Source organism: Winkia neuii subsp. neuii DSM 8576 (assembly GCF_000420405.1).
GTDB classification, from domain to species: Bacteria; Actinomycetota; Actinomycetes; order Actinomycetales; family Actinomycetaceae; genus Winkia; species Winkia neuii.
Genome location: NZ_ATUW01000010.1, coordinates 37,944 through 50,980 on the forward strand (window position 1 = coordinate 37,944; position 13,037 = coordinate 50,980).

Annotated in this window: 11 protein-coding genes; 5 read left to right on the top strand and 6 right to left on the bottom strand. The window is 54.6% G+C overall.

Annotation, left to right across the window (positions count from 1 at the left end):
• The first annotated feature begins 14 nt into the window (after positions 1-14).
• From G437_RS0108965 to G437_RS0108980, 4 genes are read left to right on the top strand one after another with little or no spacing between them, the layout of a single operon-like run.
• Positions 15-902 carry an SPFH domain-containing protein gene (locus G437_RS0108965; protein ID WP_024332224.1) on the top strand — a complete coding sequence of 296 codons (888 nt, stop codon included), beginning with the start codon at positions 15-17 and terminating at the stop codon, positions 900-902.
• The gene (locus tag G437_RS0108970) at positions 899-2,230 is read left to right on the top strand and encodes a glutamine synthetase family protein (protein ID WP_024332225.1); all 1,332 of its coding nucleotides are present in this window, start codon (positions 899-901) and stop codon (positions 2,228-2,230) included. Before G437_RS0108965 ends, G437_RS0108970 begins: the two co-directional genes overlap by 4 nt.
• Complete coding sequence (locus tag G437_RS0108975) at positions 2,227-5,178, top strand: bifunctional [glutamine synthetase] adenylyltransferase/[glutamine synthetase]-adenylyl-L-tyrosine phosphorylase (protein ID WP_024332226.1); 2,952 nt, start codon at positions 2,227-2,229, stop codon at positions 5,176-5,178. The genes G437_RS0108970 and G437_RS0108975 overlap by 4 nt, the downstream gene beginning before the upstream one ends.
• A 3-nt stretch (positions 5,179-5,181) precedes the next feature.
• Positions 5,182-5,871: a histidine phosphatase family protein gene (locus tag G437_RS0108980; protein ID WP_024332227.1), complete on the top strand. Its 690-nt coding sequence runs from the start codon at positions 5,182-5,184 to the stop codon at positions 5,869-5,871.
• Between the two features lie 30 nt (positions 5,872-5,901).
• Here the strand turns inward: G437_RS0108980 and G437_RS0108985 are convergent, their stop codons facing one another.
• From G437_RS0108985 to G437_RS0109005, 5 genes are all read right to left on the bottom strand, one after another.
• Positions 5,902-6,717, bottom strand: a complete 816-nt coding sequence (locus G437_RS0108985) for an amino acid ABC transporter ATP-binding protein (protein WP_029769527.1) — start codon at positions 6,715-6,717, stop codon at positions 5,902-5,904.
• Positions 6,718-6,728: 11 nt separating this feature from the next.
• On the bottom strand, positions 6,729-7,628 hold the full coding sequence (locus G437_RS0108990; protein WP_024332229.1) for an amino acid ABC transporter permease: 900 nt from the start codon (positions 7,626-7,628) through the stop codon (positions 6,729-6,731).
• Between the two features lie 2 nt (positions 7,629-7,630).
• Complete coding sequence (locus G437_RS0108995) at positions 7,631-8,539, bottom strand: transporter substrate-binding domain-containing protein (RefSeq protein WP_024332230.1); 909 nt, start codon at positions 8,537-8,539, stop codon at positions 7,631-7,633.
• Positions 8,540-8,550: 11 nt separating this feature from the next.
• Entirely contained in the window at positions 8,551-9,471 is a 921-nt protein-coding gene (locus tag G437_RS0109000) for an ABC transporter substrate-binding protein (RefSeq protein ID WP_024332231.1), read from the bottom strand.
• Positions 9,472-9,580: 109 nt separating this feature from the next.
• Positions 9,581-10,273, bottom strand: coding sequence for a DUF4191 domain-containing protein (locus G437_RS0109005; RefSeq protein ID WP_024332232.1), 693 nt, complete (start codon positions 10,271-10,273; stop codon positions 9,581-9,583).
• 125 nt (positions 10,274-10,398) lie between these two features.
• Here G437_RS0109005 and G437_RS0109010 point away from each other — a divergent pair, with 125 nt between their 5' ends.
• Entirely contained in the window at positions 10,399-11,673 is a 1,275-nt protein-coding gene (locus tag G437_RS0109010) for a protein kinase domain-containing protein (protein WP_024332233.1), read from the top strand.
• A 53-nt stretch (positions 11,674-11,726) separates the two neighbouring features.
• Here G437_RS0109010 and sucB read toward each other — a convergent pair.
• Positions 11,727-13,037 (bottom strand): 2-oxoglutarate dehydrogenase, E2 component, dihydrolipoamide succinyltransferase (gene sucB, locus G437_RS0109015; protein WP_024332234.1); only part of this gene is annotated, 1,311 nt, incomplete at its 5' end.

The following is a 13,037-nucleotide window of genomic DNA, read 5'->3' on the forward strand; positions in this document are numbered from 1 at the left end:
TAAGGGTTTTTAAAATGAGCGTTTTACCTATAGGTGCCGCTGGCATAGTGGCCGCAATAGTCGTATTGGTAGTTGTTATTGCTATTGCGAAATCGATAATTGTAGTTAGGCAGGCAACCGCCGTAGTGGTGGAACGTCTTGGCCGTTATCAAACGACCTTGGCCCCAGGGCTACACGTTTTAATCCCCTTTGTGGATTCCAAACGGGCGGTTGTTACGCTGTCAGAACAAGTGGTCGCGTTTGCCCCTCAGCCTGTTATTACTGCCGACAACGTTTCGGTTACTATAGATTCAGTTATTTACTACCAAATTAACAGTCCGGAGCAGGCGACTTACGAGATCGCCAACTACCTGGTTGCAATCGAGCAGCTTACTGCTACTACGCTGCGCAACGTGATTGGCACAATGGACTTAGAAGATACACTCACCTCGCGCGATTCTATCAATACTCAATTGCGAGGAGTCTTGGACGCGGCAACTACTAATTGGGGCATTCGCATTAACAGAGTCGAAATAAAGGCAATTGACCCGCCTCCTTCGATTCAGGAGGCAATGGAAAAGCAGATGCGTGCCGAGCGTGACAAGCGAGCCGCAATTTTGACTGCTGAAGGCCAACGCGAATCGCAAGTTACTCAAGCAGAGGGCCAGCGCAAGTCCGCGGTACTAATAGCTCGGGGTGATGCAGAAGCAGCGGTTACCCGAGCTCAAGGTGAGGCAGAGGCGATCCAGAAGGTATTTGCAGCAATACACGAGGGAAATCCGGATCAGAAGCTGCTGTCTTACCAGTATTTGCAGATGCTTCCGGAACTAGCTAAAGGGGACGGCAACAAGACTTGGATAGTTCCAGCCGAGATGACTGCGGCCTTGGAGGCTATTTCGAAGGGATTTGGTAATAATAAATGAGGCCAGTAGAAGAGGAAGTCCTCTCGAAGATTGCTGAATCGGATTCACGCTTCGTGCGTTTGTGGTTCACGGACGTGCTTGGTGTACTCAAGGCTGTCGCAATCGATCCGGTAGAACTGGAACGCGCCTTTGCCGAGGGCATAGGATTCGATGGCTCCGCTATCCAGGGTTTGAGTCGAGTCTACGAGTCTGACATGATCTTGCGTCCGGACGCTTCAACCTTCCAGTTTTTGCCTTGGCGCACCGATAATGCGTCGGTAGGGCGCATGTTTTGCGACCTGACTAATCCCGATGGGTCGCCCGCCCGAACCGATCCCCGCGCTGTCTTGGAACGGGCACTCGAACATGCTGCAGGGCTAGGTTTTACGTTCCGAGTCCATCCCGAGATTGAGTTCTATCTGCTGAAACCTGAACGGGGTCCGCAAGGGCAGATAGTGCCGGTTGACGAGGCCGGGTACTTCGACCATGTTGCTCGGGGCGGTGACAACGATTTTCGTCGCAAGGCAATTGGTATGCTCGAAGAAATGGGCATAAGTGTCGAAATGAGTCATCACGAGGGCGGTCCCGGACAGAACGAAATCGATCTGCGCTCTGTAGATGCACTAACGGCTGCGGATAATATTATGACTTTCCGTACTCTGGTCGAAGAGGTAGCACTACGCGAGGGTATACAAGCCACCTTTATGCCTAAGCCATTCGCGGGCGAGCCTGGTTCTGGAATGCACGCCCACATGTCTCTTTTCGAGGGCGAAAGAAACGCTTTCCACGATCCATCTGGCCAGTATCAGCTGTCGCGCACCGCACGTGCTTTCATCGCCGGGATATTGCACCACGCCCACGAAATGGCAGCAGTTACAAATCAACACGTGAACTCCTACAAGCGGCTCTGGGGCGGAGGCGAGGCCCCTTCGTTCGTGTGCTGGGGGCACAACAACAGGTCCGCGCTGGTGCGCGTCCCCAACTATAAACCCAACAAGCCCGAGTCCGCTCGCATTGAATTCCGAGCGCTCGATCCGGCGGTAAATCCATATTTAGGCTTTTCCGTGCTGCTGGAGGCCGGTCTAGCCGGAATCGAAAATAATTACGAGCTGCCCCCGGAGGCAGAAGATAACGTGTGGGCACTTACGGATCAGGAACGCCGGATTTTGGGTATTCCCTCCATGCCTTCCTCCCTCGCCAATGCTGTTAAGGCGATGAAAAAATCCGATCTGGTGGCTTCTACGTTGGGGGAAGAGGTATTCGAATTTGTCATAGCGAACAAGGAGCGCGAGTGGCAAGAATACCGTGCTCAGGTTACAGATTATGAGCTGCGTCAATTCTTCCTATGAGTAATTCTTCTGAGCTCTCGATCAGGCTTCGCAAGGCTGGGGTTCGTGAAGTCGCGCGTGCTAAAAGTTGGCTTGCGGAGGTTTCCGAGATAGCTGACCCGCTGCCATATTTGGCGAGTGCCGCAGATCCAGACATGGCACTGCTCGGATTCGTGCGTTTAGGGGAGGCAGCACCGAAACAACTTCGGGCATGTCTAACTGGAGCAGGAAACGCGTTGTTCAGCGTGCTTGGGCTTTCGCAAGCTTTAACGGATCATCTATTGACGCATCCGCAGGATTTGCAGCAGTTGGCTAACCTGCGTATGCCTCCGCTTTTTTCGAACTTTGACGAGGGCAATTACGACCCTGCCTCGGAAGAACGTGAGGCGAGGGCGTGGACACAGCAGTTTCTAGCAGAGTTTCAGGCCGCTGATAGTTCGGATCGCGTTCGCTACCTTTACCGCAGAGCACTCACCTTGATCGCGGCTATGGATTTGAGCTCCGGGGCGGCGCTCGACATTGTGTCGTTTGTTAGCCGCTGTATTACGGCACTGGTGGATATGACCTTGCAGGCGTCCCTGCGGATTGCTGTGGAGGAGGCAGATCCAAACCATGAAGTGCGTTTCGCTGTAATAGTAATGGGGAAGACCGGTGGGCGAGAAGTCAACTACATCTCTGATGTGGATGTCATATTTGTGGTAGAGCCTGCTCGTCAGATGCCAGAGGGGGAGCTCATCGAGAAGAGCGCAAAGATTGTGTCCGCCCTGACGTCTATTTGTGTCGGGCAGGGGCAGGAAATGCCTCTTTGGCCTTTGGACATGGGGTTGCGTCCCGAGGGCGCAGATGGGGCTGTGGCCCGCACTATAGATTCGTATCGCTCTTACTATCGCCGCTGGGCACAGTCCTGGGAGTTTCAAGCGCTACTGAAGGCTCGTTTTGCTGCCGGAGATAGAAAGCTAGGCGAAGAGTTTATAAAAATGGTTGAGCCTATGGTGTGGGAGGCGTCTGGCAGGGAGGGCTTCGTAGCCGATGCTAGAGCCATGCGCGCTCGCGTCGAGGAAAACGTGAGACCAGAGCACAAAGATAGGCAGATCAAGCTGGGCCCCGGCGGCCTCCGCGATGTCGAGATGACTATCCAACTAATGCAATTGGTACACGGACGGTACGACAAGTCGGTGCGCCGGCCTCACACTCTGGAGGCAATTCAGGCTTTGGCAACCCAGGGCTACATTGCTCGCGAGGGGGCAGCTAAGCTTGCCCGTTGCTACAGGTTTTTGCGCTGTGTGGAACATCGTGCCCAGCTATACAGGCTTCGCCGCACTGGACTGATCCCGTCCGCTGACCTGCAGCTGCGCCGAATCGGACGGGCAATAGATGGGCAGAAGTATCCCGATGCAGACTCGCTCAAGGTCGAATTGGCCCATGTGCGCCACGACGTGCGCAATTTGCATCGCGAATTATTTTTCAGGCCGCTACTGCCTGCCACTGCCTCCCTTTCGGCTGATGAAGCGGCTCTCTCGCCCGAAGCTGCTGCAGCTCGTCTGAAAGCTGTTGGCTACAAGGATCCTCAAGGCAGCCTGCGCCATATTGAAGCGCTTACTGCTGGGGTGACTAGGCGGGCAGCTTTACAACGTCAGCTTCTGCCAGTGATGATTGGCTGGATTGCAAACGGAGCTAATCCTGACGCTGGATTGCTGCGATTTCGCAGGTTGAGCGAGATTATTGGCACTTCGCATTGGTATTTGGCTATGTTGCGCGATTCTCGAGTAGCTGCGGCGTATCTTGCGAAGTTACTGCCAACTAGCACGTACTGTGCGGAAGGATTTGAGCATTTTCCGGCTGCGGTGGCTTGGTTAGACCACCCGATAGAGTTGGAACCTCGTGAGGAAGAACGGCTCGTTGGGGAAATGCGTGCCAGTGCTAGTCGGCATGAGGACATTGTGGAGGCTGCCCAGCTGGTGCGCGAGATTCGCTCTAGGGAGCTGCTTAGGGCTGGCCTTGCCGATTGTTTGCAAGGGGTGGATCCAAAGCGGGCCCGTTTATACATTTGCCCGGCAGATGACGCGGCTTTGGAAACGACACTGGAGCTCGCCCACCGAGTGGTAAAAAACCCCCGAGCCAGAATTGGCATTATTGCGCTAGGTAGGTTGGGAGGAAGGGAACCCGGATATGCTTCCGACGCCGATATAATGGCTGTCTACGAACCGCTTGGGGAAGGGGCGCGCGAAGAGGCCGAACAAACTGTTGCTACTATGAAATCTCTTTTGTCGGAGGTGGGAGTACAGCGGCCTTTCAAGGTGGACTTGGGGCTCCGTCCCGAGGGCAAAGACGGACCTACTGCCCGTAGCATTGAATCATTGCGTTCCTACTATGAAAAATGGGCCTCGCCGTGGGAAAGGCAGGCGTTGTTGCGTGCCCGACCCGTCGCCGGTGATCGGCGGGTATTAGAGCAGGCTATGCAAATCGTAGACGAATACCGCTACGGCCGGGCTCCGTCGGAGGAAGATTTAAGAAGTATTCGAATGCTTAAGGCTCGCATGGAGCGTGAACGTTTACCACGCGGGTCTGACCCGCGTGCGCATGTAAAACTTGGCCCGGGGGGCCTCTCCGATGCTGAATGGGCGGTACAGCTGATCCAACTTACCTACGGGCACGAAATAGAACAGTTGCGCACAACAAATACCCTTCAGGCACTGGCTGCCGCTGTCCAAGCAGGGCTTTTGCCGGCAGAGAAGGCAAATGCACTAGAGGCCGCCTGGCGTGCGGCGAGCCGGATTAGGGCGGCCAACACGCTCGCATCTGGGCGTGACGGAGGAAGTAAACTGGATTTGCTGCCAAGAACAAATGACGAGATAGCAGCGGTTTCCTTGATACTGGGCTATGAGCGCAGTGCCCGCTCTCTGGTTGACGACTACCGCCGCAAGGCTCGCCACTGTAGGGACGTAATGGAAGAGATTTTTTACGGGTAAAACATGAAGCTAGTACTAATTCGACATGGCCAGACGCCCTCGAACATTGCCGGCGCCTTAGATACCGATTATCCGGGGGCTGACCTAAACGACGAGGGCAGAGGGCAGGCTCGCCAGCTGGCCGCCAACTGGAAGCTCAACAATTTGCCTGCCCTGGATGCGCTGTACAGCTCGTTTATTGCTAGGGCGCAGCAGACGGCGCAGCCTCTAGCAGATCTTTTCGGGTTGCAAGTGAAAGTGCGCGAAGGGCTACGGGAGGTACGCGCCGGAGAGCTCGAGATGAACACTGACGCCGACTCAGTGAGGCAGTACCTATCTACGTTGGTGCGTTGGGTAAAAGGGGATTTGGACTACAGGATGCCAGGAGCGGAGTCTGGCCGCGAAATCCTAGCTCGCTTTGACCAGGTGGTGCAGGAGGCTTACCAGGAGGTTGGCGACGGTACCGCAGGTATTGTTTGTCACGGTGCGATAATGCGACTATACGGGGCTACGCGTACTCCGCAGGTAAGTGTCGGATTGATTTCGCAGTTCCCGGTTCCGAACGCGCAGACGTCCGTCTTAGAGGGCAAACCGGGGAACTTTACAGCCCTCACCTGGGGAGGCCGTCCAGTTGCGGATTGGCCTGTGCAGGAGGTAGCAGGGGCACCACTTTCTTCCCAGCAAGCCATGCGAGCCTTGGAAGGCAAAGAATAAAGTTTGAGGGGCACGAGGCCCCTCAAACTCTTAGAGAACCTTGTTGAAGAACTCGCGAGTTCTTGGCTGGCTCGGATTGTCGATAACCTCACTGGGGGGGCCGGCCTCGACAATTTGCCCCTTGTCCAAAAAGACAACTTTATCCGCAACCTCGCGGGCAAAGGCGATTTCGTGAGTGACCACGACCATGGTCATTCCATTGGCCGCTAGATCTTTCATTACGCCCAGCACTTCGCCGACCAATTCGGGATCGAGGGCAGAGGTGGGCTCGTCGAAAAGCATTAGCTCAGGCTCCATCGCCAGGGCCCGGGCGATGGCAACGCGCTGTTGCTGGCCCCCGGAAAGCTCAGAAGGGTAGTGCTCCGCTCTGTCTGAAAGGCCAACCTGCTCCAAAAGCGAAAGGGCAAGCTTGCGGGCCTCCTCTTTTTTTACGCCCTTGACCTGCACGGGTGCTTCCATGACGTTTTGCAGTGCCGTCATATGGGGAAATAGGTTGAACCGCTGAAACACCATCCCGACCCTCGAGCGTTGCCTTGCGACTTCCGAATCGGGCCTGCGCTTGAGCCAAGTACCTTCTGGGGTAATTGAGTCGTGCCTGCGAGCTCTCAACTTATTAATTAAACCGGTGGGGGCGGGCTCCTCAACCATTCCGAGCAGTTCACCGTTCAAATAGATACGCCCTGCCGAAATAAATTCTAGTTCATTTATGCAGCGAAGTAACGTAGATTTTCCCGAACCGGAAGGGCCGAGTAGAACACAGACTTCGCCTTTCTTAATTTCGAGGTCGATTCCCTTCAGCACGTGTAGATCGCCAAAAAACTTGTGGGCGCCCTCGATTTTTACCATGCTTGATTCGCTCACGGTGTCACATCCAAAAATGCAGTCTTGGGGTCTTTAGAAGTAGAGCTGCTCGAATCGCGTTGATCAAAACCGCGTCCGAAGTAGCGTTCAATGTAGTACTGGCCAACCATCAAAACTGAGGTGATCAATAGGTACCAGAATACCGCAACCAGTAGGAGAGGGATCGGCATAAACGTGCGATTGCCAAGCTCTTGTACAGCGAACTGCAGCTCTAAGGTGAAGGGAACAGCTGCCACGAGAGAGGTGGTCTTTAGCATCGAAATTGTCTCGTTGCCGGTAGGAGGAATTATGACCCGCATAGCCTGGGGCAAAATAATCCGGCGCATGATCTTGGCAGGTTTCATTCCCAGTGCAGTTGCCGCCTCAGTTTGGCCCTGATCTACTGAATTTAGACCGGAGCGAATAATCTCGGCCAGGTATGCGCCCTCGTTTAGACCCAGGCCAGCCAGGGCGCAAAGTCCGGGTGTCAAAACCTTGTCGGTGGAATACGAGAAGAGCTCTGGGCCAAAAGGTACTCCAAGCGAGATAGTTTGGTACAGCGTGGGAAGCAGGCCCCAGAAAATTAGCTGAGTGTAGATTGGTGTTCCTCGGAAGAACCATATGTAGAACCAGGCAACCGAGCGGGTGACCGGGTTTTCGCTCTGGCGCATTATTGCCATCGTGGTGGCCAAAATGATGCCAATCACCATAGATCCTACGGTAAGCAGTAGCGTGTATACGATTCCCCGCATTACGGAGGGGTGGAACAGGTACTGGCCAACCACGTCCCATCGGTAATTCGGGTTGGTAACGAGTGAGTTAATTACCGCTAAGGCAATCAGTGCCACCACGAGGGCACCAATTAGCCTGCCCGGCTTAAACACGGGCTGCGGATTGTTCCTATGTAGTTCTTCCATATCTATTTTCCAACTTGAGGATTGAGCTCGGCCTCTTCCAAGGCCGCATCTGCCGCCCCGTAGTGGCCAAGGATCTTCTTTAGCTGGCCGGTACGCATCAACTTTTGCATTGCGGCCTGGACCGCAAGTCCGAGCTGCCGGTCGGCTTTGGCAACGACCACACCTTGGGGGGCAGATTCAATAGTGTCACCAACTTGGGTGAGGGCGCCACGGGTTTTCCGTATCGAATACCCCACAACCGTGGAATCGGCAAAGGTAGCGTCGTATTGACCAGAGGCTACCTTTGGCGTTATTTCGGTTTGGACATCGTGTGGTTTAACTGTTATTGGAGCTTTCGATTCTGCCTTGCATTTGTTAGAAAGTTTGGCTACATACTCGTATTGGAACGTTCCTTTTTGCACGCCAATAGTTTTTCCACACGGATTTGCCGGATCGAAAATCTGCGCATTCTTCTTAGCTGTAGCAAATGCGGAGCCGACCTTTACATAAGAAATCATGTTTACTTCGGCCTCGCGCTCAGCGGTGATCGAGAATGATGAAAGCGAGAGGTCGAATTTGGAACCTACCTGCGGAATTAGCGAATCGAACGGGGCATGGGTAGTAGTTGCTCCTTTGAGTCCCATCACCTTTGCAAGTGCCTTAGCGAGGTCGATGTCGTAGCCGGTGGGGGTTTGCCCATCTTCTTTGCGATATTCGGCGGGTGCATAATCCGTTGCAGCCGCATTTCGCAGCGTTCCACGCGAGGCTAGTTCCCTCGGAACTAGGGCTGCGACCGCGTCGTCTTTTTCTATAGACGAGATGTCAAAGCCGTCGCGGCCAGGATCGTCAACGGCATTGGAATCTGGTGCGGCACAGGCCGTTAGGGGCAGGAGCGCCACAAGGGCGAGGGAAGCTAGCTTTTGCGTGGACATTACGGATCTGCCTATTTCTTTACAGACGGGTTGACCTCGGCCTTTTTAAGGCCGGCATCCTGAGCGCCGTAGTGGGACAGGATCTTCTTCAATTCGCCCGAGTCCATCAGTTTCTGCATTCCTGCCTGGACCGCTTTGGTGAGGGCTTCATCTTGCTTGCTGATCACGATCCCCTGGGGCGCCGACTCCATGACGTCGCCAATTTGTTCTATGGAGCCGTTGGACTTTTTCACCGTGTAGCCAACTACGGTCGAATCTGCGAAAGTGGCGTCGTACTGTTTGCCGGCGACTTTAGGTGAAATTTCAGTTTGGAGATCGTGGGGTTTGATCTGAATCTTCGGCTTGCCCTCTGCTAGGCACTTCTTTGACATGTCTTGAATGTAGTCGTATTGGAAGGTACCTTTTTGGACGCCGATGGTCTTGCCGCATGGATTCTTGGGATCAAACTTGTTGGGGTTGCCCTTGGCGGTGCCAAATGCGGAGCCGACCTGTACGTACGAGACCATGTTTACTTCGCTCTCGCGTTCTGGTGTAATCGAGAAAGACGAGAGTGAAACGTCATACTTGGAGCCTACTTGTGGGATGAGGGCGTCGAAGGCTGTGTGTTTAGTAGTGCCTTCTTTCAGGCCCATGACTTTAGCTAGCGCGTTGGCGATGTCGATGTCATAGCCGGTTGGAGTCTGCCCGTCTACCTTGAAGTACTCGGCAGGAGCATAGTCTGCAGAAGAAACAGAACGAAGCACGTCGCGCTTCTTTACGTTCTCTGGAACGAGGGCGGCCACGGAGTCGTCTTTCTTAATGGCAGAAACGTCGTAGCCTGTTTCGCCAGGGTCTGTGGTGCCGCCTGCGGGGGAAGCCCCCTCGCCTCCTGTTGAGCAAGCTGAAAGTGCGAGCACGCTGGCTGCAGCGATTGCATAAAACTTCTTCTGCATTGGGAACTCCTTATAAATATTAAGTGATATGCATATTATGCATGTATATGAATGAGTATGCAAAACGGCCCCCACTAAGTGGGAGCCGTTTCACAAAAAGAAGCTATTTCTATTTGCCGCGCAGTGCCCTGCGATTGAACTTGACCTTAGAGGGATCAACACCTCGGGGCATATTCATCGACTTTGCCTGCAGGGAACGAAGCCTATTGGTAACAACCGGGACCTCTTCTTTACGCAAGGACTTTGGCAACTTGTTAATAGTGCGCAATAGCTTGCTTAGGGGAATCTGCCCTTCCTGGTGGCCTACCTGAATATGGTGTATTTCGACGCCTGGGGCGACGCGAGCGATCTTCTTGGATTCGTCAGCCAGCATCCGCGAAACGTGAGCTGTTGGCCCCTCGGACACAAGTACAATTCCCGGGCGTCCAACGAGCCGGTAGACGAGGTCTTGATTGCGAGTCATTGCTACCGGTTGTTCTTCGATATCCCAACCACGACGAATTTGCCGCATGATGGCTCCGGCAGCTCCGGCGTGGCCGTCGAGCTGGGCGTACATTGCCCGGTTCATCAGTCTGGACAAAGTGGCAGTGGTAGCTAGCAGCCCGAGCGAAATACCGAACAGAATGCCTAGGACAATGTGTGAAGTAGCCCAGCCAACCAAAGCTGAAATGACTAGTGGAAGAAGGAAAGCGCCGGCGAGCGCCCAGCCTACCCACGGGTAGGAGCGCTTGGTTAGGGTGTACGCGTCCTTGATGTTGGCAAAAAAAGACCGCTTCGGTGCGGCGGTATCGTCCTTAGCCATAGAATCCTACTTTCTGGTTGTATCTAGCCTGAATTGTACGGGCGAGAGCCCCACAAGACAAAAAGTTATCCACAGATTGCCGAAGCCCCCTTCAAAACAGTCATAGTGAGTGGTTCCGTAGAGACATGAGGATTCGCGGTTACGAAGTACTAGACGTTATTGGATTTGCCGCCCTGGGCCCAGTCTGGAAAGTTCGAGACGAGGCAGGCAAGAGCTGGGCGGCAAAATTTGTTCGTTGTCCCGATCCGGACCGCTTCGAATGCCTCAGTGGACTTCGCGCTCGCCACCTGGTGCAGCTGCACGACCTGGTCCCGGTCGACAACCGGTGGGTGCTAGTAATGTCCTTGGAGTCGGGCAGTCCGCTGAGTGCGCTGGGCGAACTGAATAGGCCCAAGCGGGTTCTAGCTGATTTGCTAGAAGGACTTGCGCAGTTGCATTCACGGGGGCTCAGTCATGGCGACGTTTCGCCTGCGAATGTGTTGGTTGACGAGGGCGGACGAGCCAGCTTGATCGACATTGATATCGCCCAGACGCGATTGGGAACCGCAAAGTACGCCTCTCCATCTGAAGAAGACTCCCCAGCACGCGACATATATGGGTGGGGCAAAATATGTGAAGAACTAGGCTTTGATAGTCATGGTGCTACCAACGCCGATCCGGAGGAGCGGCCGGTTGCGGGGCAGTTGCTCGAGCTATATAAAGACGAGGGGACTTCCGCACAGGACTGCTTGGATCCTGCCCAGGAACTGCGCACAATAGGAATGCTGGATGCGGTAACCCAAGCTCCCGCCAAAAGAGCAAAGCCCCACTGGTCTTTGATTTCGGTTGGGGTCGTGATGGTGTGCGTGGGAGTTGGTTTAGCGCTGGGCACCGCCATTACGGCAAATACAGATACTGCAGCTGCAGTCAAAGAACAAAAGGACTCTCAGAAGGTGACTGAGGGGCTAAAGACGCCGAGTTCAGAGCAGCGCAAGGAACCTAAGAGAGTCCGTTCTATAAAACCGCAACCAGCTCCTTCGGTAGAAACGCAACAGCAGAGTGCGCCGCCCGAAACGGACCTAGCACCGGGCAACGCTACGCTCGCCGAAATGTTAGCGCGTCGGGCGCGGGCGATCGAGAAGATGGATAAGAAGTCGCTTGCTGAAGTATCGTTTCCGGAATCGCCGTCGCAGAAAGCGGATTTAGACCTATTTGCTCGACTACAGGCAGCAGGAGTACGCGCTAAGGGAGTCACGGTCACGGTTGCAAACGAAGAAAAGCAGGGATCCACCATAGAAGCAACCATTGTCCAAAGTGCCCACGAGCAGTGTTCCCAAAGCTGTAGAAAAGTGGAAAGCACTAAATATAAGGCGGTTTTTGAAATAAGGGACGGGAAAATATTCAGTGTAGTGAGGAAATAAAAAACGGCGTAAAGATGCGGCCGGCGCTATCGCCGGCCGCATCTACAATCAGCTTACATACCTAGTTCTTGGGCGAAGTCGCCCTCTTCTAGACGTTGCTTTACTGCCATCAAGTAACGGGCAGCGTCGGCACCGTCTACCAGACGGTGATCGTAGCTGATGGCCAGATAGACCATAGAACGAATGGAAATGTTTTCGTTCCCATCGCCATCCTTTACTACTACCGGGCGGCGGACAATTGTGCCAACACCCAAAATTGCAACCTCGGGCTGGTTGATAACCGGGGTGTCGAATAGTGCTCCACCAGAACCAGTATTGGTGATGGTGAACGTGGATCCACTCAGCTCGTCGGGCTTGATCTGCCCATCGCGAGTGCGCCCAGCCAGATCATTGATCGAGTGCGCTATTTGGGCAATGTCCTTCTGTCCACAATCCTTGATAACGGGAACAAAGAGGCCCTTAGGAGTGTCGACTGCAATACCAACGTGCTCATGGTCGAAGTAGGTAACTTCCTTACCATCTATGCGAGCATTGAGCTTCGGGTGAGCCTGCAAAGCCTCTGTGGCAGCCTTTACGAAGAAAGGCAGGAAGGTGAGCTTGGTGCCCTCCTTCTCTTGGAAGGGCGCCTTGGCTTTCTTACGCAGGTTGGCAATGCGGGTTACGTCTACCTCGACCACGGTAGTTAGCTGAGCAGAAACCTGAAGCGACTCAACCATACGCTTGGCGATAGTGCGGCGCAGACCCGACATCTTCTGGGTGCTGCCGCGCAAGCCCTCCTGCCACTCAGGGGTCTTGGCCCGGAAGGGTTCCTTGCCTGCCTGCTTTGGCGCATCCTTCGCCGGCGCAGGTTTAGAAGCCGCCTCGAGTACATCTTGCTTGCGGATTCTGCCGCCTACGCCTGTACCAGTAACAGTAGAAAGGTCGACGCCCTTTTCCTTAGCTAGCTTGCGAACGATCGGGGTCACGTAGCCTCCCTTTGCGGGCGAGCCCGCCGACTTTGAAGGGGAGGCGGGTTTGGGAGCTTCCGGAGCCTTGGGCGCTGCGGGGGCCTGCGGAGCCTTAGGAGCCTGCGGGGCCTTGGGCGCGGCGGGAGCCTTGGGAGCTTCCGGAGCCTTAGGAGTCGATTCTTCCTGCTTCGGAGCAGCAGTGGACTTATCTGCTCCGGGGGCAGAAGCGCCGATGCGAGCGATAACGGTGTCTACATCGACTGTCTCGTCCTCGGGAACAACGATCTCGGTTAGGTATCCGGACACCGGCGCCGGAACTTCGGAATCGACCTTGTCGGTAGAAACCTCGACCAGAGGCTCGTCGGCCTCGACCTTTTCGCCAACTTCCTTTAGCCAGCGCGAAACAGTGCCCTCGGT